Here is a 20,754-nt window from a genome sequence, read left to right as displayed (position 1 = left end):
GTTGAAGGTCGAAGATGGTGGACGCGGTTGATGTCACCTACCGGAGATCGTTTCGAAACAGTCGGAGACGAGGAGGTGATGCGCCCGGGAATGCCGGGTGCACGTCGATGAGAAAAGTTATCCTTGTTGGAGCGGTGATGCTGACCCTTTTGACGCTCGTCACAAGCGGGGCTGCGCTCGGGGCTGCGAAGCTGAAGGCCGAGTACAAGCTCACCACAAACGTGGCCAACGAGACTGCGTGGGGCAGGGGGGCCGTAAAGTTCGCCGAGCTCGCCAAGGAGTATACCGGCGGTGCCGTCAACATCAAGGTGTACCCCAATGCCGTCCTGGTGGGCGGCGACCAGATGCGCCAGGCGGAGATGGTGCAGAGCGGCGCCATCGATTTCATGCTCAACTCGACCATCAACATCTCGCCCATGATTGGTGAATTCAACGTGTTCGCGCTTCCGTTCCTTTTCCCGAGCTACGAAGCGGTGGACGCGGCGGTCAACTCACCAGCTAGCGAAAAGCTGTTCAAGGTCCTGGAGAAGTACAACATGGTCGGCCTGGGGTGGGGCGAGAACGGCTTCCGCGAGCTCACCAACAACGTGCGGCCCATTACCACGCCGGATGACCTGAAAGGGCTCAAGATCAGGGTAACCGTTCCCATATACGTCGATATTATGCGCGCCCTCGGGGCGAACCCGATCGCCATGAACTGGGGGGAGGTCTTCACTTCCCTGCAGCAACGGGTCATCGACGGGCAGGAAAACCCCGTGGTCGGGATCATCATTCCCACGAAGATCTACGAGGTTCAGAAGTACCTCACCAACTGGCACTACTCTTATGACGCACTCGTCCTAGCAGTGAACAAGAACGTCTGGGAGAGCTTCCCCGCGGACATTCAGCAGCAGCTTCGCAGGGCGGCTACTGACGCCATGAAGTGGCAGGTTGACATAAGCAGGCAAGGCCTCAAGGAAGGCAACGACTTCCTAAGGTCCAAGGGGATGGTCGTGACCGACCTCACTCCGCAGCAGCTCGCAGCCTTCCGTGAGAAGACCAAGTCTGTCTATGACAAGTGGGCTGAGAAGGTCGGCCCTGATATTGTGAAAGCGTTCGAGGATGCGATCGCAGGAGTGAAGTGAGAGAGCGTTCGTGTGCTTAGGTACTGACCGCGCGGGCCGCCCCATCCTGTTGGTTCGCCCGCTTAGGTGCTGGCAGACCATGGGTGCACATGGGGCGCCCGCGCGCGGCATGGAGGGGGAGGACGGTGCTGAAGTTTCTTGACAAGTTTGAGGAGTACACGTGCGCGGCTATGCTGCTCTTCATGGCGCTTCTTGCCTTCGTGAACGTCATCGTGAGGTATCTCACAACTATGTCCTTCGCGTTCTCCGAGGAGCTTCTCGTGAACCTGTTCGTGTGGATCACGATGCTCGGCGCAGCGATAGGCATGCGCAAAGGCGCGCACCTCAGCATGACAATGGTTGCAAACGCCTTGCCGAAGAATTACCAGAAGGTGATCGCTGTCATTTCGATGGTGTGCGGTACCGCGTTGTTCGCGCTGCTCTTCGTGCATGGGGTCAATCTCGTGGTTTCCGAGTACAGGTCTCAGATGACAACGTATTCAATGGGCCTGCCCATGTGGTGCTTCGGGCTTGCTGTGCCGGTCGGCAGCGTTCTCTTGGTCCTGAGGGTGATCCAGGCGGGCCTCAGCGAAATACGTGAGCTCGGCCGCAAGATGGCCGCATCCCCCGAGCCGCGGGCGAAGGCAGCTGGGAAGGCCTGATGGCGACAGGCGGCGACGGCACGGCAGGTTTTCGGGCGTTGCCGGGCGGGTGGGCCGGTGCGGCGCCTTCCTCAGTTGGACCGATGCGTGGGGCGTCACAGCGACGGCGGATGCGGTGTTGAGCTTTTGCCGGGAGAATCGTAAGGAACGGCGGGGGTGATGTTGTGGCAGGAGTTGATCCAGGGATTGTCCTCTTGGGATTGTTTGCCGTGCTCTTGGTGCTGAGGGTGCCGATTGCCGTATCGCTCGGCATCGCCGGCATGGTCGTGGTATACCTTAGCGGACTCGGGTCCGCGATGTTCGCGCCCGTGTTCTTCGCGAACATCTCCAAGTTCTCTCTCTTGGCGATCCCGTTCTTCATCCTGGCCGGGGTGATAATGGGAAAGGCCCAGATATCAGATAAGATAATCCGCTTGATCTCGCTCATCGTGGGTCCGATCAGAGGCGGCCTTGCGGTGGTCACGGTCATAACCGCGCTGTTCTGGGGCGCCGTATCCGGTTCGGGGCCCGCGACTGTCGCAGCGCTTGGCACGATCCTCATCCCTGGCATGGTGAAAGCAGGATACGATAGGGGTTTCGCTGCCGCGCTCATGTCGGCTGCATCCGGGCTCGCGATCATCATACCGCCGAGCATAGCGTTTATAGTATACGGCGTCATCACAGGGGCCTCGATAGGCAAGCTCTTCATCGCCGGCATAGTTCCGGGCATCGTGGTGGGCGTGTTCCTGATAATCGCGGCGTATATCATCTCCGTTGTGCGCGATTACAGGGGCGGCGCGTTCGGGAAACTAGCTGAGCTGTGGCGCGCCTTCAGGGAAGCGTTTTGGGGGCTCATCGCACCCGTCATAATCCTGGGCGGCATATACGGCGGCATCTTCACGCCCACCGAGGCGGCCGCGGTCGCCGTCGTGTACGGGCTGTTTGTGGGGTTCGTCATATACCGCACACTGACCTTTAAGGACCTATATGATCTCCTGGTTGAGTCCTGTGTGTCGTCCGCCGTAGTGATGCTGGTTGTCTCGCTTGCGGGGATCTTCGGATGGGCCATGACCACGCTTGGGGTGGTTGAGAAGGTGTCCGAGGCTGCGATCGCCATAAGCTCCAATCAGTATGTGGTGCTCTTCATCATCAACATCGTCCTCCTCATCGCGGGGATGCTCCTCGACGCCATATCGATTTACTACATACTCACGCCGCTCCTCATGCCCATCATGGCGCACTTCGGGTGGGACCCGATCTGGTTCGGCGTGCTCATGTGCGTGAACCTGGCGATCGGACAGGTTACCCCGCCCGTGGCTGTGAACCTGTATGTGGGCGCGAACATCGCGGGGATCTCGATGGACGAGATCTCACGCGCCGTCGTGCCGTTCGTGCTTGCGTCGATAGCGGCGCTCATCATCATTACGTATGTTCCCGCGCTCTCCACATGGCTTCCGAGCCTGCTCATGCACTAATGGGGTGCACGTGAGGGCACGCGACCAAGGAACAGAGGAACGACGGATGAGCGTCCCCCACCGGGGCGGCCGCCCACTCGGGTCCGGGGACCGGCCCGGCGCCTGGGCGCCCCGAGCGGGAGGGACGGCGGCCGAGACCGCACAGGAGGAAGGGTATATGGTACAGGATATCGTAATGCCCAAACTCGGGCTAACCATGAGCGAGGGGACTCTCGCCAGGTGGATAGTGCCAAAGGGTGAACCCTACAAGAAGGGAGATCCGCTTTTCGAGGCGGTGACCGACAAGATCAGCTTCACCGTCGAGGCTGCAACGGACGGCACCATCATCGAGATCGTCGTGAACGAGGGTGAGACGGTCCCCGTCGGCGCGGTGGTGGCACGGGCAGAAGTTGTGGGTGAGGGTCTCGTCGGGCCAGGGCGAGCCGGTAGCGGCTCCGTGCCGACCACGGGCCCGAGCCCGGGCGCGGAGCAGCACGCGCCGGAAGGGCCCGGGCGCGCTGTGGACACGGAGAGCCACCAGCAGGGCCCCGCGACGCCGGCCACGGCCGAGGCTGAGATCGTTCGCGCTTCACCGGCAGCGAAGAAGCTGGCGAGAGAGCACAACATCGATCTCGCAAAAGTCCCGGGCACGGGGCCGGGCGGGCGTGTGGTCGAAGGAGACGTGCGCGCGTTCCTTGACAGAATGCTTGCAGCGGCTGCGGACGTGATCGCCCAGGCGACCGGGGCACGGGGCGCCGAAGAAGCTCACGCCGGTCAGACGGAGGTCGCCCCTCCCTCCGGAAAGGCCGTCACGTACACGCCCATCGCGAGGATTTCAGCTGAGCGGACCAGCAAGAGTTTTCGGACGGCGCCTCACTTCTACATATCCATGGACGTTGACGCCACGGCACTCTCTGCATTCAGAGAGAAGGCTTTCGGGGACGCGTCGAGTGACGAGACGGGGCAGCCTTTCCGGCCTTCCATCAACGACATCATCATAAAGGCCGTGGCGATGGCCCTCACCGAGCACCCGTACGCCAACGCCTCGGCAGCTGATGACGGGATCACTGTTTACGAGGAGATCAATGTCGGGGTTGCAGTCGCCACGGATCAGGGCCTCGTGGTTCCCGTGGTCCACGGCGCTGACAGGAAGACGCTCCTGGAGATCGCCCGGGAGACGAGGAGGCTTGCGAGCCGCGCCAGGGCTGGCCAGCTCGAGCCGCGTGACGTCTCGGGGGGCACGTTCACCGTGTCGAACCTCGGCATGTTCGGCGTGGATGAGCTGTGTGCGGTGATCAATCCGCCGCAGGCGGCCATCCTTGGGGTCGGCGCTGTCCGGCAGGTTCCTGTCGTGAAGGAAGGGACCGTGGTTCCGGGCATGGTCATGAGGCTGACCCTTTCGGCCGATCACCGCGTGCTCGATGGTGCCAGCGCCGCGAAGTTCCTGGGGCGGGTCAGGGGCATCCTGGAGTCGCTCCAGCCGGGCGGCACCGGTGGCGTGTTGGGCTGAGTGGGCTGAGTGGACCGCAACAAGATGAGGGAGCTTCCTCCTCCCCACCGTGATCGTTTCATCCCAGGGCCATCGGGCAGATGCCGATAGCCCTGGGATTTTCGCGCCTGAGGTAGGAATGTCCTGTTTCGTGTAGAATTAGTAGACCCGCGGTTTCGTGCCGCGGGGCGCTATATGTCTCGCAGCACGGCCGTGTGCGTGGGCGACGAGGTAAGTGCGGGGGCTTGTCACGTGACGACAACAACTAGGAGCGGCACGCGACGGGGTACGGTGTCACAACCCCTCATCGCCTTCTTGGGGAGTCGAGGGTCGCCGATGCCGGCACGCAAAACCATCGCCGTGCCCGGCAAAACTGGTAAGTACTGGCGAAGTTCAGCGGTCCCGTGGGGACGTACTTAGCACAGTCTGGATAATGCAGGGGGTTGGCGGGTTGCGGGTCAAGGTTATCGTGAATCCCATGGCCGGGCGGGGCCGGGCGGTTAGGGCGATTCCCACCATCTGCCGTACACTAGAGAAGGGCGGGGCGGATTACGACGTTTACGTAACCAAGGGCCCGGGAGATGCCATAGCGGCCGCAAGGAGAGGCGTTGAAGAGGGGTACGACGTCATCGCGGCGGCAGGGGGTGACGGCACGACAAACGAGGTCGCTAACGGCCTCGCCGGATGCGAGGCGGCGCTTGCGGTCATCCCGTGCGGCAGCGGGAACGACATGGCGATAAGCCTCGGCATTCCCAAGGATGTGGAGAGCGCATGCCGAGTCCTCCTGAGCGGCAAGACGCGCAACCGCGACCTCGGGCGCGTAATCGACAGGTATTTCGTCAACGCTGTCGGGGTAGGCTTCGACGCCACGGTGGCGAGGGTTGCCAGCAACGACCTACGGTGGCTTCCCGTGCGCGGGGCACCGCTGTATGTGATCGCTGTCCTGAAGACGCTGGCCGACTACAAGGCATCCGAGATGGTGTTGACCGTTGACGAGAAGGTCATGACAGTGCGGCCACTCCTAGTGGCCGTCGGAATCGGCAAGACATACGCGGGGGGCATGAAGATCGTCCCTGATGCGTTGCCTGACGACGGCCTTTACGACATATGTGTCGTGGAATCTATGGGGAGCCTCGAGGCTTTGTACCATCTTCCGAAGGTGTTCACAGGGTCTCACACCAAGCTGCGGCAAGCTACGATGCTGCGAGGACGGTACGTGTCGATCCGCTCCTCGGCTCCCGTGTCGCTTCACATGGATGGCGAGGTATTCGTGACGGATTTGATGGAGTTCACTCTTATTCCTGGGGGACTCCGGGCAATATACCCATGAGTGTTATGAGTAAGGCTGTTGCGCTGATATCTCTGGGATGCGCGAAGAACCTGGTGGACTCCGAGGTCATGGCCGGTGTGCTGGCCGGGGCGGGCTATCGGATGGTATCTTCTCCTGAGGATGCTGACGCGATCGTGGTGAACACGTGTGCTTTCATCGACGAGGCTCAGCAGGAGGCGGTCGACACAATACTCGAGCTCGCTCGGTACAAGAAGTCGGGGCGCTGTCAAGCCCTCGTGGTCACGGGGTGTCTCGCCCAGAGGTCTGCGTCGGAGCTTCTCGCAGAGGTCCCTGAGATCGACGCCGTGGTGGGCACCGGAGACTTCCCTCACATTGCGAACGTGGTCGGCCGGGTTCTCTCGGGTGAGCGGGTGCACCTGGTCGGGACCCCGTGCTACCTTTACGACGAGAATGCTCCGCGGATCCTGTCAACCCCGCCTTACATGGCCTACGTCAAAATCGCGGAAGGGTGCAGCAACCGATGCTCGTACTGCGTGATTCCGGAGCTTCGTGGGCCTTACCGGTCTCGGCCCCTGGAGTCAGTCGTGAGCGAGGTGCGTGCGCTCGCACGCGCGGGAGTCAAAGAGCTCATTCTCATTGCGCAAGACACCACCAGGTATGGCGAGGACATTTATGGGCATCCCTCCCTTGCGGAATTGCTTCGGGAGGTCTGCGAGGTTGAGGGCCCGCGGTGGGTCAGAGTGCTCTACATGTATCCTTCCAGGGTGACGCAAGAACTCATCGAGGTCATGGCGACCGAGCCAAAGATATGCAAGTACGTTGACTTGCCGCTCCAGCACGCCGACGATGAGATCCTGAAGGCCATGAATCGCATAGGGAGCTCTGAGGACGCGCGCGAGATCATCGCGGCGTTCAGACGGGCGATGCCTGACGTTACCATCAGGAGCACCTTCATTGTCGGGTTCCCGGGCGAGACCGACGAGAAGTTCGAACGGCTCCTCGAGTTTCTGAAGGAGGTCCGCCTCGACAGAGTCGGGGTCTTTGCGTACTCGCCGCAGCCAGGCACACCAGCGGCGAAGCTGCGTGGTCGGGTCCCGTCTCGAGTCAAGGAAAGACGGCGGCGCGAGGCCATGGAGGTTCAGCGGGCGATCTCTCGTCAGAAAAACGAGGCCAGGGTCGGGAGGGTATTCGATGTCCTCATCGAGGGGCGCTCAGAGGAGAGCGAGCTCGTCACGGTGGGCCGTTCAGAGGCAGAGGCACCCGAGATAGACGGCCTGATCTACATTGGGAACGAGCACCCAATGCCCGGGGAGTTTAGACGTGTGAAGATAGTGGAAGCAGGCGACTACGACCTTGTGGGCGAGATCTTGCCGATGGGCCCCAGCTTAGAAGGAAATAGGCAGGCGCCGTAGAAGAAAAACTAAAGGTCGCGGAGCGAGCAGGCTCGAAAGCATCGCAGGCGCTGACTCACGAGCACGGGTGTGTGTGGTGCCCACATGTCCGGGCAGCACGCGCCGCGCGGGTCGCGAGCGGCGCGATAAGCATACGCATTCAGTCTGCACGGTTGCGGGCTCGTCGTGGTCTCGTGCCGCAGAGCCCACCGTGAGTACTTATGGCGCCACAAGTTTTCGTCCCCTTTCTTGACGGCGCTGTGGTCGCCGGTGCTTGCACGAGGGGGCGTGGAGAATTCGGCTGTCTTAAGCGCCGAATTCGAACGAGGCGTGCCGCAAGCGCGCCGTCCCCGGAGGACAAGGCCGATAGCCTTAGGCAGGACCGCCGACCGCCCCGCCGAAAGTAGCGCGAACTCTTGGCGACATCGTTAGATGTCCTGCGCGTGCGACCATTGCATATTCTAGCAGGCAAGGTGCTTCTGGTAAGGAGAACGAGCCGTAGAGACCCGAAGAGAGGAGAGGAGTGCATGATGAGCGGGGAAACGAGGTCTAGAAGCCCTTACGAGATGGCTCTCCAGCAGTACGACGCCGTAGCGGAGAGACTCGATATCGATCCGGGCATACGCGAGCTCCTGCGCCACCCCGAGACAGCCCTCGAAGTGGCGTTCCCTGTGAGAATGGACGACGGCAGCATCAAAGTGATGAAGGGGTACCGGGTTATCCACAGCACGGCGAGAGGCCCGGGGAAAGGCGGCATAAGGTACCACCCTGCGGTGACTCTCGACGAGGTCAAGGCGCTCGCTATGTGGATGACCTGGAAGTGCGCGGTGGTTGGCATTCCGTTCGGCGGAGCCAAGGGCGGCGTGGTGTGCAACCCCAAAGAGATGTCCGGGGGCGAGATCGAGCGTTTGACGAGGCGCTTCACTACTGAGATAAGCGGCCTCATAGGGCCATATACCGACATTCCGGCGCCGGACGTGTATACGAACGCCCAGGTAATGGCGTGGATCATGGACACGTACAGCACCCAGAAGGGTCAGTTCGTGCCAGGCGTCGTGACCGGCAAGCCCATCCCACTGGGCGGGTCGCTGGGCCGCAATGAGGCCACTGCGAGAGGGTGCGTGTTCGTCATACGGCGGGCTGCCAAGCATCTGGGGATGCCCATGGACCGGCTCAGGGTCGCGATCCAGGGTTACGGCAACGCGGGCTCCGTGGCCGCGTCTCTTCTTCACGCAGACGGCTGCAAGATCGTCGCAGCATCGGATTCCAAGGGCGGAGTGTACTGCGAGAAGGGGCTCGACCCCGACAAGGTCCTCGCCCACAAGAAGCTCACAGGATCGGTGGTGGGAGCCGAGGGGACCGAGCCAATCTCCAACGCCGACCTTCTCGAGCTTGATTGCGACGTGCTTGTGCCGGCGGCCCTCGAGAACCAGATAACCGCGGAGAATGCGCCTCGGGTCCGCGCGAAGGTCGTGGCCGAGGCGGCCAACGGTCCAACGACTCCAGAGGCTGATGACATCCTTTTCGACAAGGGCGTCATGGTGATACCCGACATCCTGGCGAACGCGGGCGGCGTGACGGTGTCGTACTTCGAGTGGGTGCAGAACCTCATGGTTTACTATTGGACGGAAGACGAAGTCAACAAGAAGCTTGAAGACATCATGAATCGCAGCTTCGACGCTGTGTTCGACATGGCTCAGAAGAAGAAGGTCCACATGAGGAGCGCGGCCTATATGCTTGCGATCTCAAGGGTCGCGGAGGCCGCGAAGCTGAGAGGGATCTATCCGTGAAGCTCATGGAGCCGACCCGACCGTTTCTCGGGGCGGCCGCGGGTGTCCCGTGACGCTCTCGTTTGCGGCCGGTGCTGGCTTGCGCGTAACCTTGGCCCGCCTCACCCGGCGGCAGGGTGGGGCGGGTTTTTGTGCGCCGTCTCAATGCAGGGTGTAAATGGGGGCAATTCCCCGGACTGGGAAGGAAGAGCGGGGGCGGACGTAGAATCCATAATATTCGGGATGTGGCTGGCGCGACCGGACCATCCCGTGGGGATTCTCGCGTCGTTCCGTTATCCCCGCTTGAAGGGAGGGATGTGGTGCGCGGTCTCCCTTTAAAGTAGCGTTCGTGTAGTTCCCTGAATGCGAAAGGAGGCATTTCGGGTATGTCCAAGAGAACCACCTGGATCGTGGTAGTGGCGGTCATCGTGGTGCTCGCCGCGGTTTATCTTGGGGTGCGCGGTCTTCCCACAGCAAAGAAGGCCGAAGAAGCCCAGCAGGCCTTCAAGGCCGGTATGGTGACTGACATCGGAGGGCTCGGAGACCAGTCGTTCAACGACGCGGCTTATCGGGGTCTGCAGAAAGCCAAAGACGAGCTGGGCGCGGAGATAAACGTGGTGGAGTCCAAGAAGATGGACGACTATGAGCCCAACCTTCGCAGCCTCGCCGATCAGAAGTATGACATAACATGGGCCATCGGCTTTCTCATGACAGACGCCCTGAACAACGTGGCCCCACAGTACCCCGATCTGAAGTTCGGCATAATCGACAGCGTTGTGGAACAGCCAAACGTAGCGTCCGTCACCTTCAAGGAACAAGAGGGGTCCTACCTCCTCGGGATTATCGCCGCCAGCATGACGAAGACGGGAACCGTCGGATTTGTGGGCGGCATGGATTCACCTGTCATAGAGAGGTTTGAGGTTGGTTACCTGGCAGGGGTGCGCAGCGTGAATCCCAACGTGAAGGTGCTCATAGGCTACACCGGCAAGTTCGACGACCCGGCCAAGGGCAAGGAGGTTGCCCTTGCGCAGTTCAGCCAGGGAGCTGACATTGTGTACCACGCGTCCGGCGCCTGCGGCATAGGCGTCATCGAAGCTGCGAAAGAGAAGGGCCCGGGATTCTGGGCCATGGGCGTGGACTCCTGTCAGCACCACTTGGCTCCCGACAACGTCCTGTCGTGCATGATGAAGCGGGTGGACGTAGCGGTGTATGACGTGTCGTCGAAGGTGAAGGACGGCACGTTCGAGGCTACCCACTATGAGTACGGCCTCAAAGAGGACGGGGTCGGTCCATGCGACGAGACTTCCAAGCACGTCCCGCAGGAAGTCCTGGACAAGGTCAACGCCTACAAAGAGAAGATCGTCTCCGGCGAGCTCGTGATCCCGGGCACCAGGGCTGAGCTCGAGACGTTCACCCCGCCAGCCATTTGAGCGACGCCGCTACAAGGGCGACGATGGTGACAAGAGACGTGGAAGAGTGATTTGGCCCCAAAGGGGCGGGCTAGCTAGGCAGGAAGGCGCCAGGTGCCGCGTGTACAGGAGGCATCTGGCGCCTTCGGAGAGGGGGGTATGTTCGCTGTCAACGCGAGACGAGGCTCCCGTGGTTGAAATGCGGGGGATCACCGTGACGTTCCCGGGGGTCGTCGCAAACGACAACGTCAGCATCGACGTGTATCCAGGTGAGATCCTGGCGCTTCTCGGCGAGAACGGCGCCGGGAAGACTACCCTGATGAACGTCCTTTATGGTCTCTATAAGCCCGATCGCGGCGAGATCCGCGTGCGCGGCAAGCCGGTGGTCATCCGGGACCCGAATGACGCTATCGCGCTTGGCCTCGGCATGGTACACCAGCATTTCATGCTCATACCGCCCTTCACAGTGGCCGAGAACATAGTGCTCGGGACCGAGCCGGTGGGCGCGGGCGGCGTCCTCAACAAGGCCCGAGCAGTGAAGGACGTGAAGGAGCTCTCGGCCAGGTACGGGCTCGCGGTTGACCCGGAGGCCCGCATCGAGCACATATCCGTCGGGATGCAGCAGCGCGTGGAGATTCTCAAGGCTCTGTACCGGGGCGCCGAGGTCCTGATCCTTGATGAGCCCACGGCAGTGCTGACTCCGCAAGAGGTCGAAGAGCTCGCCGGGATCATGCGCAACCTGGCAGGCCAGGGCAAGTCGATCATCTTCATAACCCACAAGCTCAAGGAGGTCATGGCGATAAGCGACAGGGTGGCCGTGCTCCGGAGGGGCAGGGTCGTAGGCACTGTTCCCACGCGCGAGACCACGCCCGAAGACCTCGCACGGATGATGGTGGGTCGCGAGGTAGTCCTTTCGGTGGAAAAACGGCCGGCAACGGTCGGGGATGTCGTCCTCAAGGTCGAGGACATCCACGTGAAGAGCGGGCGGGGCCTGCCTGCTTTGAAGGGAGTCTCCTTTGAAGTGAGGGCGGGCGAGATCGTGGGCGTTGCCGGCATAGAGGGGAACGGTCAGAGTGAGCTGGTGGAGGCGCTGACCGGGCTTCGCAGGGTTAGCGCCGGCCGCATCTTGGTCGGCGGCGCGGACATCACCAACAAGTCTCCCCGCGAGGTTATTTCGCACGGTGTCGGACACATTCCTGAGGACCGCCAGCGTCGCGGCCTGATCCTCTCCTTCTCGGTGGCGGAGAACTTCATCCTCGAGAGATACCACAAGCCTCCGTTCGCGCGGGGCATCAATCTGGACCTGCAGGCTGTCAAGGATTACGCGCGCAGGCTTGTCTCGGAGTTCGATGTCAGGACCCCAAGCGAAACCGTGCGCGTCGGAGCTCTCTCCGGTGGCAACCAACAGAAAGTGGTGGTGGCCCGGGAGCTTTCTTTGGAACCGCGGCTCCTCATCGCGTCACAGCCGACGAGAGGTCTCGACGTCGGGGCGATAGAGTTTGTACACAAGAGGCTCGTGTCCCAGCGTGACGCGGGCAAGGCGATTCTCCTCGTGTCACTGGATCTTGAGGAGATCATGTCGCTCTCCGACAGGATCCTCGTGCTGTACGAGGGACGCATAGTGGGCAGCATGAAGGCCGAGGAGGCTACAGAGGAGGAGATAGGTTTCTTGATGGCCGGCGGTCGCCACGGGCGCGGTTCCGGGATGGAGGCAGAAGGTGAGACAGGAGTGGGAGGTGAGCGCGGTGCCGGTGCCGGAGCAGGAAATGAGCCGGGGGAAACCGTCCACGCGGCGGCGTACCTTTCTGCAACATGAGGAATCAAGGGAGCTTTTGATCCCGCTGGTGGCGGTAGTGCTCGCGCTCGCGCTCGGGGCGGTTCTCGTGAGGCTGGGCGGCAAGAGCCCCGTGGCCGCGTACAGTGCTCTCGTCCGCGGAGCGTTCGGAGGCATCGGGAACATCGCGGAGACTCTCATCAATATCACGCCCCTCATCTTCACCGGGCTCTCGGTGGCGTTTTCCTTCAGGTGCGGGCTCTTCAATATCGGTGCCGAGGGGCAGCTCATCATGGGACAGGTGGCCTCAGCCTGGGCGGGTTTCGCCCTTTCCGGCCTGCCGGCCTTCATCCACATGCCCCTCGCCCTCGGAGCTGGAGTGGCCGCAGGTGCGGCGTGGGCGGCGCTTCCCGGGTACCTCAAGGCGAGGCTGGGCGTTCATGAGGTAATCAACACGATAATGATGAACTACATCGCGCTGTACCTTAGTCACTACCTCGTGATCGGGCCGCTCAAGGCGCCCGGTCCTCTCCCTGTCACGCCGACGATCGCGCCTGGCGCCCGGCTCTGGAGGTTTCTTCCGCCGACCAGGCTCCACCTGGGGATCATCGTGGCGCTCGGCGCCGTGTGGCTTGTGTATTACATCCTGTTCAGGACCACCCTCGGGTACGAGATCCGGGCCGTCGGCCAGAACCCGGAGGCCGCACGCTACGGCGGGATCAGCGTTCGCAAGAGCATTTTGGTCGCCATGATAATAAGCGGCGGGCTCGCAGGGGCGGCGGGCGCCATCCAGGTGCTCGGCCTTCAGTACAAGTTCCTCGACGTGTTCAGTTTTACGGGGTACGGGTTCGACGGCATAGCCGTGGCGCTGCTCGGTAGGAATCACCCCCTGGGCGTTCTTGTCGCAGCGTGCCTCTTCGGGACGCTCGCTAGGGGAGCGATCCTCATGCAGAGCATAGCGAAGATACCGAAAGAGGTCATCGGCATCGTGCAGGCGACCATCGTCCTGTTCGTGGCGGCGGACGAGATAATAAGGCGCCTTGTGGCGCCCAGGCGGAAGGCCAGGGTCGCAACGGTTGCGGGGGCGGCTCCGGGCGATGCGGAAGGGGGAGACGGCGATGCTACATAGGCTTGCGGACGTCACCGTGTACATAGCGCTTGTAGTGTCTACGCTGCGGATGGCGACGCCGCTCATTCTGGCCTCTCTTGGAGGGGTGTTCTCAGAAAGGTCGGGTGTGGTGAACATCGCTCTCGAGGGCATTATGCTCGTTGCAGCCTTCATGGCGATGCTCGTCTCCTACTTCACCGGAATGCCGTGGCTCGGCGTGCTTGGCGGGGTGATGGCGGGTGTTGGCGTCGCGGCGATACACGCCGTCGTGTCCATAAAGTACAGGGCCGATCAGGTCGTGAGCGGAACTGCGATAAACATCTTCGCGCTTGGGTTCACCGGGTTCATGCTCCGGAGCGTGTTTCAGCACGCGGGCCAATCGCCGCCCGTGCCCAAGGTGGCGGACTGGACCATCCCGCTTCTAGAGAAGGTCCCGGTCCTTGGGGCGATGATAGGGAAGCACACGCCTTTCGTGTACATCGCGCTTCTCGCCGTCCCACTGTCCCATTTCGTGCTTTTCAGGACCGCGCTCGGCCTGCGGATCAGGGCTGTCGGGGAGCACCCACGCGCCGCCGAGACCGTCGGGATAAACGTGTTCAAAATCAGGTACCTGTGCGTTCTTGCAAGCGGCGTGCTTGCGGGGCTGGGCGGCGCATCGCTGTCCGTCGGCTTCCTGAGCCAGTTCCAGGAGAACATGACGGGCGGAAGAGGGTTCATCGCCCTTGCTGCGATGATATTCGGGAAGTGGACCCCGTACGGGGCGCTCGCGGCATGCCTTCTCTTCGGGTTTGCTGACGCGCTCCAGATCCTCTCGCAGACCCTGGGCATCATGGTGATCCCGAGGGAGTTCCTGCTGATGGCGCCGTACATCTTGACCATGGCCGCTCTCGCCGGGGTCATCGGAAAAGCGGTGGCGCCGGCCGCGGACGGCGTTCCATACGAGCGTCAGGGATGAACGCCCATTCCCGCCGGATGCGGGCATGAGAGCAGGTGAGGGCGTAGCTAGTGGGCCGGAAGGCGGTGTGCCTCCCGGCCTTGTTCTGTGATGGCATGAATTGGCAGGCACGTCGTGCATGGAAAACCGGGTGCTTTGTGGCATGCAGGGAGGAAGTTTGGAAGTTCGTGTAGAAACAGGACTCAATGAGCATGTGATCCATGGCTGATTGGAGGAGCAAGATATGGTTGATGTTCTCATCAAAGGCGGACCGGTGATGATACCCCTCCTTCTCTGCTCAGTTCTGGCTCTTGCGGTAGCGTTCGAACGCATACTATACCTGCTCAGGACATCACAGGATCCCGAACGAGCCTTGCGACTCATCTCGGTTGCTGTCGACCGTGACCGCATGGCTGAGGCCGTGGCAGCTGTGCAGCAGCTACGCGGTCAAATCGGAGCGCTCGCCACCGCGGCGCTTACCAACGCCAACCGTCCCAAGGCCGAGCTCGAGGCAGAAGTGAAGGCGGCCGGCGAACGTGAGGCGTTTCTCCTGGAGAACCATCTTCCCGTGCTAGACATGGTGGTAACGGTGGCCCCGCTCCTGGGGCTGCTCGGCACCGTGACGGGGCTTATCAAGAACTTCCGAATCCTTTCTTCAAGTCCCCAGGTACTCGAACCGTGGGCACTGGCGGCCGGCATAGCCGAGGCCCTCATCACGACCGCGGCGGGGCTCATCATCGCGGTCCCTGCGTTTATCCTCCATGTGTACATCACAGGGCTCATAGACAGGAGACTTGTCGAAATGGGCGAGTTCGGGTCGAGCCTTGTGAACCTCCTTGCTGAAAGGGTGAGCGAGGGTGAACTTTCGCAGAAACAATCGTAAGAGGCCTCGGGTTGAGCTCGTCCCCATGGTGGACGTGATGACCTTTCTCATCTCGTTCTTCATGTTGTTCACCACGTTCCGAACGAACCCCATGGGTCTTTCCGTAAAACTCCCGAGGGCCGCCACCGCGACGCCGCAGGACTCCGCAGCGATCGTGGTGGTCATAGACAGGGCAGGCGACGTGTATTTGAATAACCGCCGAGTCGCTATGGAGGGGTTGCGGGCAGACATCGAGAAGAGCGTGCAGGCGAACCCCAATCAGCTTGTGATAATCAGGGCTGATAGCTCAACAAGGTATTCCAAGCTCGTGGAGGTCATGGACGCCGCAAGGCTTGCGGGGGCGACGCGGCTCGCCCTTGCCGCTGACAAACAGACGGCGGCGAAGTAGCACCGGGGAGCGGTGGGTGGTGCGACCGGTCTCCGGAGAAAGGACGGTGGCGTAGATGGAGCATGACAGCGGAAGATCGAGGATGGGATTTGCGATCCTGGCTTCGCTCTTGGTCCACGCTGCCGTGATATTCCTGGTACCGGTGGCGAGCCTGAACCAAGTTGTGATCTACCCAGTGGAGTTCGGCGAGATCGAGCAGGCATTCGAGGCTCCGAGGGCGGGAAGCCCCGATGGCGACGCGTCCGTGGCTGTTCAGCCCGAGGCGCAACAGCCTTCCGAGCCCGCAAGCGGCGCAGGGACGGAGACGCAAGTGACGGTGAAGCCCTCGGCCAAACCGGCGCCGAGGCCGGCGTCCGCACCTAAACCCAAGCAAGCGGTCCAGCCCAAGCCGGGCTCCGCATCCGGGGCGCCAGCAAAGCCGGCGCAAGCGCCCGCGCCGGTCCGAACAGGTGCTGCTCAAACGAAGCAAGCGGCTGCAGGCTCGACCGGAAGCCAGCCTGTTCCGAGTGAACAGGTCCCCGCGGTTTCTTCGAAGCCCGCGATCACGAGTGCCGGTGCCACCGGGGCGGCCGCGGGCGCCAGTGAGAACGTTCTTACCGGGAAGTCCGACGAGGTCGTGCCGGTCCCCGCGGCCACGCCGTCTGCATCGGCTGGTGCGGGCGTTTCTGCGAGTAATGCCGTGCCTACGACGGCGGCGGCAGGCACGAACGCCGGGGAGTCCGCGAGAGGTGAGGAGGCAGGGGGATCGACGACAGCGGGGGGCGCGACTGCTGAAGGAACAGGCGGTTCAGATGCGGGCGGTGGGCCCGCGACGCCTGCGAAACCCAAGGGGGAGGAGTTCGGCACGGGGCGTTCGTTGGTCCTATCGGGCGTTCCGCCGGTCTATCCGAAGGACGCCCAGAACGAAGGGGCAGAGGGTTCAGTGCAGCTGTCCGTGTCGGTTGACGCGCTCGGCAACGCGACCAAGATCGCGGTGACAGTGGGATCCGGGGACGCTCGCCTTGACGACGCGGCCATTCGCGCGATATCGAGGGGCTGGCGATTCCAAGCCATCGGGTGGCCGTATGAATTGGCGGTCCGGGTGACGTTCCGGAAGACGACAGTAGAGATTGCCTTCGGGGGCGTTAGAGTTCTCGGGGACTGAGCATGGGAGGGCTACGAAGTGACCTGTTGGAAGGCCGGGCGGGGTAGGCTTCGGCGATGCGCGTATCTCCTCGCGTCTGCTGTGGTAGCCGCGGCCTGTGCGTGGTTCTTCTCCGCGCCAGGGGGCGCGGCGCTGCACGCCGAGGAGGAGGGCCGCAGTGCGAGTCCCAACTTAGTTGAGGTGAGCAACCAGTACATAAAGGTGTTCGTCAACGCGACCGACGACGGCACCGGGAGGTTCGCCGTGGATTCCACGGGTGGTGATCCGCTCAACCCGGCGGACGACAACAAGCCTCTCATATACGGCCGACCGTGCCCGTGGACCTCGTACACGACCGTGAAGGTGGACGGCGTGGACTACGTTTTCGGCGGAAAGACGGAGCGGCGTGCGGGCAGGGAGGGATACTACGGCACAAAGGTGCTTGGGCCGACGCTTTCCGGCGGAAACATCATCGCCGCCTGGAACTTCGGCGACATCGAGGTTTCTCAGGTGCTTTCGATCGTGAGGAGCACTACCACCGGGCTCTTCGACACGGCTAAGATCACATACATTGTCTCGAATCATGGTTTGACCCCGCACAACGTCGGGCTGCGCGTCATGCTAGACACTATGCTGGGGGCGAACGACGGCGCCCCGTTTCGTGTCAAGGACAAGGCCGTTGTCTCCGACACCGTGTTCGGACCCAACGACATGCCTCATTTCTGGCAGGCGTTCGATTCGCTCTCAAGCCCGTCCGTCACAAGCCAGGGAACCGTGGCAGGACCCGAGGTAACCCCGCCAGATCGCGTGGTCTTCACCAACTGGGGAAGTCTTGCTGACGGGGTGTGGGACTCGGACTTCTCGCCAGGCCGCGATTTCACGAGGAGCGGCGAGTACGAGCTCGACAGTGCCATCGCTCTGTTCTGGGACCCTGTGCCACTGGCTCCAGGTGACTCGAAGGAATACACCACGCTGTACGGGATGGGCGGCATCAGCATTGCGCCCGGTGTGCTTTCGGTGGGCGTGACATCGCCAGCGGAGGTTACATGCGCAAAGGACAGGCCGATCACCTTCCCTGTGGTCGCTTATGTAGAAAACTCTGGCCCCACCGTAGCCTTGGGCGTGCGCATAACCATTGCGCTTCCATCCGGGCTCCGGCTAGCTCCTGGGGAAAAGAGCGGGCGCGTCCTCGGGAACCTGGAGCCTGGCGAGACAGCGCAGGCAGCGTGGGACCTGACCCCTGACGTCGTGGACCAGGCCGAGCTCGAGTATTCGGTGGTGGTGGAGGCTGAGAACGCCGAGCCCAACCGAGTGGCGCGCTCGGTGAGGGTTCTCGCGCCTCCAAACCTTCTCGTGCGAGTGGAAGCGCCCCCCGGCTTCGAGGTGAAGGATGACGCATTCGATCCCTATCCTCTCGGGGTGAAGGCGGTCATTGAAAACGTGGGCGGGGCTCCCGCCTACGGGGTCAAGGCCACGCTCACGCTTGGACAAGGGGTCAAGCTTGCCCAGCGCGAGACGGCGTCGAGATTCCCCGGAACGCTCGCTCCCGGCGAAACGTTCGGAGTGCTTTGGCAGATAGTCCCGTCGGGAGGCGCGGGGGATTCCGACTATGTGGTGAAGGTCGAGTCGCGCAGCACCGATGAGAGATTCGCCACGGGGACCGTGCGCGTCCCCAAGCTACCCTCGAGGGTTATGGTGAACGTGCCGGCTGCCTCGCTCTCTGCGGGCGACTTCTTTACCGTCGACGTGGTCGCGAGGAACGTTCCAGGGCTCATGGAATCGCAATTCGACGTGCGGTTCGATCCCGCTGTGCTCGAGGCAGTTTTCGTGTCGAGAGGGACGGCTTTCGTGGAGGACAACGGGATGGCCTTCTGGAGGGAGGGGGTGATCGACAACTCGAAGGGCGTTGTGAAAGGCATCCTGGGTCGGTTCACGAAGGCGCGGGACGTGACGGGCGTTCTCGCGACTGTGAGCTTTCGGGCGAAAGCGCCGGGCACCTCCCGCGTCTGGCTCGAGAACACGTCCCTTGTGGGCGACGACGGAGTGCCCGTCCCAGGGTCCATCGAAAGCGCCTCCGTGACGGTCAAATAGCGAGGACGACCGTGAAATGAGATAGATGTCAGCTGAACGGAGCGGGCCCTGCCCGTGCTGGGGGGAGTGTTATGACTAGGAGAAGGCTTCTTTTCGGAGTTCCTGTAAAGGCAGTGTGTGTGGCGTTGCTTTGCGCGACGCTGCTGACCGTGCCCGGGCGCGCCATGGCCGCGGAGATCAAGGACGTCCCCAAGGATCACTGGGCGTACCAGGCCGTTAAGACGCTTGTGGACAAGGGCTATCTGGCGTTGTACGGCGACGGCACCTTCCAAGGCGGAAAACCGGTGGACAGATACACGCTTGCCGTGGTGATAGCGAAGATCTTGAGCGAGATCGAGAGCGGCAAGGTTGGTGCGACCCCCGAGGACGTGGAGCTCCTTCGGAAGCTCTCCGTGGAGTTTCGACAGGAGCTTGTCCAGGTCGCAAACGAGCTAGATGTGTTCAAAAAGTCTGTCGATGAGCAGAACCGGGCCCAGGCGGTCATGAAGGAAGACATTGCCCGTCTGACCTTCACGCAGAACCAGTTGAGGGCCGAGGTTGAGAAGATGATCGCCGATATCACCACCTCCACCGGCAAGAGCGTCGCCGCGGCCGACCAACGGGCCCGGGAGGCTGAGAGCAAGCTTTCCGCGAGGATAGACCAGAACGAAAGCCGGATGGCCAGCCTAGCTGATGATGTCGCCAAGGGGTTCGGCAACGCCCAGGCTTCGCTCGAGGATCTCGCGGGACGGATGGAGGCGTCTGACAAGGGCTTGGCGAGCCGCCTCGACGCCCACGATGCCAAGCTCAAGCAGCTTGACGAGGACCTCTCCGCGGCGATCCTGCGTCTCAGCACGCTCGAGCCCCAGGTCGCGTTGGTCACTGACGGGCTTGTCGCCGCGAAAAAGGATCTCGGCGGGAACATCGACGCCCTCAAAGTGGGCCTCACCTCGGCTCAGGGCGACATCGCGACCCTGCAGGAAGACGTCAGAACGCTCAATACCTCGCTCGGCATGAGCGTGGCGGAGCTGAACGCATCCGACACGAAACTGCAAGAGGCGTTGGACGCGGTAACGGGGAAGACGCTGACCCTTGAGGACGGCCTTGCGACCGAGCGAGCGGCAAGGTTGTCCACGGATACCTCGCTGCAGACTGCCATTGCGGACCTCGCCTCGGAGCTCGCCGCTACGAAGGCGCAGACCGCAAAGGACGTGGACTCGCTCCGCAAGGAGAACGCCCTCCTTAAGATCCTTCTTGCGGCCGTGGCCATACTCGGCATCGTGATCAAGTGAGGAGGTCAGGCCGACGGGCGAAGGTGGCATGTATCGTTCATAAAAATCACCCTTGGGTCCCTTCCCGGCGAGTACTCGACCATGCAGAGGGAAGCGTTGGCCAGGTCTATCCTGTGGCGATGGTCAACGGTCATCCCCAATGCATGGCAGAGGATCATCTTCACGGGTCCGGCGTGGCTGACGACACATATCGAGGCGTCGGGGTGGGCGTGGACCAGCTCCATCACCTTGGGAACAACCCTGTCCCTGAGATCAGCGTATGACTCGCCGCCGGGGATGGGGTTGTTCACTGTGTCCTCGAGCCATTTTGCAACGTCTGTCCTTCTCGCATTGTGGAGCTCGTCGAGGCTCATTCCCTCCCAATCACCCACGTCGATCTCTCTCAACTCCTTCAACTGCACGACACAGAGCCCGTGAGGCTTGGCGATCGCGCGGGCCGTCATGACCGCCCGCGCCAGGTCGCTCGTGTATACGGCGGCGAGGCTCTCTCCCGCGAGCCGCAGTGCGAGCCGTTCCGCCTGCCGTTCTCCGACGGGTGAGAGGGGAACGTCCCGGTGGCCTTGGAATCTTCGGCTGGTGTTCCACTCCGTCTCACCATGTCGCACGAGAAACACGCGAGTCACTTCTGGAAACCT

17 protein-coding genes are annotated in these 20,754 nt (G+C 62.2%); 16 read left to right on the top strand and 1 reads right to left on the bottom strand.

What is annotated here, in order from left to right; all coding sequences use genetic code 11:
- Positions 1-137: 137 nt before the first annotated feature.
- The 16 genes from GX515_10645 to GX515_10570 all read left to right on the top strand — a co-directional run bounded on the left by GX515_10645 (position 138) and on the right by GX515_10570 (position 20,119).
- Positions 138-1,124, top strand: coding sequence for a DctP family TRAP transporter solute-binding subunit (locus GX515_10645; protein HHY33448.1), 987 nt, complete (start codon positions 138-140; stop codon positions 1,122-1,124).
- Between the two features lie 125 nt (positions 1,125-1,249).
- Positions 1,250-1,765, top strand: a complete 516-nt coding sequence (locus GX515_10640; protein HHY33447.1) for a TRAP transporter small permease — start codon at positions 1,250-1,252, stop codon at positions 1,763-1,765.
- 164 nt (positions 1,766-1,929) lie between these two features.
- Positions 1,930-3,219, top strand: coding sequence for a TRAP transporter large permease (locus tag GX515_10635; protein ID HHY33446.1), 1,290 nt, complete (start codon positions 1,930-1,932; stop codon positions 3,217-3,219).
- 157 nt (positions 3,220-3,376) lie between these two features.
- Positions 3,377-4,708, top strand: a complete 1,332-nt coding sequence (locus GX515_10630; protein HHY33445.1) for a 2-oxo acid dehydrogenase subunit E2 — start codon at positions 3,377-3,379, stop codon at positions 4,706-4,708.
- A gap of 430 nt (positions 4,709-5,138) precedes the next feature.
- Positions 5,139-6,017, top strand: coding sequence for a diacylglycerol kinase family lipid kinase (locus GX515_10625; protein HHY33444.1), 879 nt, complete (start codon positions 5,139-5,141; stop codon positions 6,015-6,017).
- Between the two features lie 5 nt (positions 6,018-6,022).
- Entirely contained in the window at positions 6,023-7,390 is a 1,368-nt protein-coding gene (rimO, locus tag GX515_10620) for a 30S ribosomal protein S12 methylthiotransferase RimO (protein HHY33443.1), read from the top strand.
- 509 nt (positions 7,391-7,899) lie between these two features.
- Positions 7,900-9,159 (top strand): Glu/Leu/Phe/Val dehydrogenase, encoded by a 1,260-nt coding sequence (locus tag GX515_10615; protein ID HHY33442.1) that lies wholly within the window; start codon positions 7,900-7,902, stop codon positions 9,157-9,159.
- Positions 9,160-9,524: 365 nt separating this feature from the next.
- A complete protein-coding gene (locus GX515_10610) occupies positions 9,525-10,568 on the top strand; it encodes a BMP family ABC transporter substrate-binding protein (GenBank protein HHY33441.1) in 1,044 nt (347 codons plus the stop codon).
- A gap of 178 nt (positions 10,569-10,746) precedes the next feature.
- Positions 10,747-12,363, top strand: coding sequence for an ABC transporter ATP-binding protein (locus tag GX515_10605; protein ID HHY33440.1), 1,617 nt, complete (start codon positions 10,747-10,749; stop codon positions 12,361-12,363).
- The gene (locus GX515_10600) at positions 12,314-13,450 is read left to right on the top strand and encodes an ABC transporter permease (GenBank protein HHY33439.1); all 1,137 of its coding nucleotides are present in this window, start codon (positions 12,314-12,316) and stop codon (positions 13,448-13,450) included. Before GX515_10605 ends, GX515_10600 begins: the two co-directional genes overlap by 50 nt.
- On the top strand, positions 13,440-14,384 hold the full coding sequence (locus tag GX515_10595; GenBank protein HHY33438.1) for an ABC transporter permease: 945 nt from the start codon (positions 13,440-13,442) through the stop codon (positions 14,382-14,384). Before GX515_10600 ends, GX515_10595 begins: the two co-directional genes overlap by 11 nt.
- A gap of 223 nt (positions 14,385-14,607) precedes the next feature.
- Positions 14,608-15,246, top strand: coding sequence for a MotA/TolQ/ExbB proton channel family protein (locus tag GX515_10590; protein ID HHY33437.1), 639 nt, complete (start codon positions 14,608-14,610; stop codon positions 15,244-15,246).
- Complete coding sequence (locus tag GX515_10585) at positions 15,221-15,634, top strand: biopolymer transporter ExbD (protein HHY33436.1); 414 nt, start codon at positions 15,221-15,223, stop codon at positions 15,632-15,634. The genes GX515_10590 and GX515_10585 overlap by 26 nt, the downstream gene beginning before the upstream one ends.
- Positions 15,635-15,689: 55 nt before the next feature.
- Positions 15,690-16,778 carry a TonB family protein gene (locus tag GX515_10580; GenBank protein HHY33435.1) on the top strand — a complete coding sequence of 363 codons (1,089 nt, stop codon included), beginning with the start codon at positions 15,690-15,692 and terminating at the stop codon, positions 16,776-16,778.
- A gap of 18 nt (positions 16,779-16,796) precedes the next feature.
- The gene (locus tag GX515_10575; GenBank protein ID HHY33434.1) at positions 16,797-18,848 is read left to right on the top strand and encodes a cellulosome anchor protein; all 2,052 of its coding nucleotides are present in this window, start codon (positions 16,797-16,799) and stop codon (positions 18,846-18,848) included.
- Positions 18,849-18,919: 71 nt separating this feature from the next.
- Positions 18,920-20,119 carry a hypothetical protein gene (locus GX515_10570; protein ID HHY33433.1) on the top strand — a complete coding sequence of 400 codons (1,200 nt, stop codon included), beginning with the start codon at positions 18,920-18,922 and terminating at the stop codon, positions 20,117-20,119.
- Between the two features lie 5 nt (positions 20,120-20,124).
- On the opposite strand, the gene GX515_10565 is transcribed toward GX515_10570, so the two are convergent.
- On the bottom strand, positions 20,125-20,742 hold the full coding sequence (locus GX515_10565) for a histidine phosphatase family protein (GenBank protein HHY33432.1): 618 nt from the start codon (positions 20,740-20,742) through the stop codon (positions 20,125-20,127).
- Positions 20,743-20,754 lie beyond the last annotated feature (12 nt).

The sequence above is a fragment of the Bacillota bacterium genome, from assembly GCA_012842395.1.
GTDB lineage: Bacteria > Bacillota > SHA-98 > UBA4971 > UBA4971 > UBA6256.
The sequence above is the reverse complement of the archived record's forward strand: the minus strand, read 5'-3'. Positions and strand labels throughout refer to the sequence as shown.

Bases quoted from the DNA above. Each gene is read 5' to 3' on its own strand.
- GX515_10580 (HHY33435.1), top strand. From the start codon at position 15,690: ATGGAGCATGACAGCGGAAGATCGAGGATGGGATTTGCGATCCTGGCT.
- GX515_10590 (HHY33437.1), top strand. From the start codon at position 14,608: ATGGTTGATGTTCTCATCAAAGGCGGACCGGTGATGATACCCCTCCTT.
- GX515_10630 (HHY33445.1), top strand. From the start codon at position 3,377: ATGGTACAGGATATCGTAATGCCCAAACTCGGGCTAACCATGAGCGAG.
- GX515_10605 (HHY33440.1), top strand. From the start codon at position 10,747: ATGCGGGGGATCACCGTGACGTTCCCGGGGGTCGTCGCAAACGACAAC.
- GX515_10645 (HHY33448.1), top strand. From the start codon at position 138: ATGCTGACCCTTTTGACGCTCGTCACAAGCGGGGCTGCGCTCGGGGCT.
- GX515_10600 (HHY33439.1), top strand. From the start codon at position 12,314: ATGAGCCGGGGGAAACCGTCCACGCGGCGGCGTACCTTTCTGCAACAT.
- GX515_10570 (HHY33433.1), top strand. From the start codon at position 18,920: ATGACTAGGAGAAGGCTTCTTTTCGGAGTTCCTGTAAAGGCAGTGTGT.
- rimO (HHY33443.1), top strand. From the start codon at position 6,023: ATGAGTAAGGCTGTTGCGCTGATATCTCTGGGATGCGCGAAGAACCTG.
- GX515_10595 (HHY33438.1), top strand. From the start codon at position 13,440: ATGCTACATAGGCTTGCGGACGTCACCGTGTACATAGCGCTTGTAGTG.
- GX515_10610 (HHY33441.1), top strand. From the start codon at position 9,525: ATGTCCAAGAGAACCACCTGGATCGTGGTAGTGGCGGTCATCGTGGTG.
- GX515_10615 (HHY33442.1), top strand. From the start codon at position 7,900: ATGAGCGGGGAAACGAGGTCTAGAAGCCCTTACGAGATGGCTCTCCAG.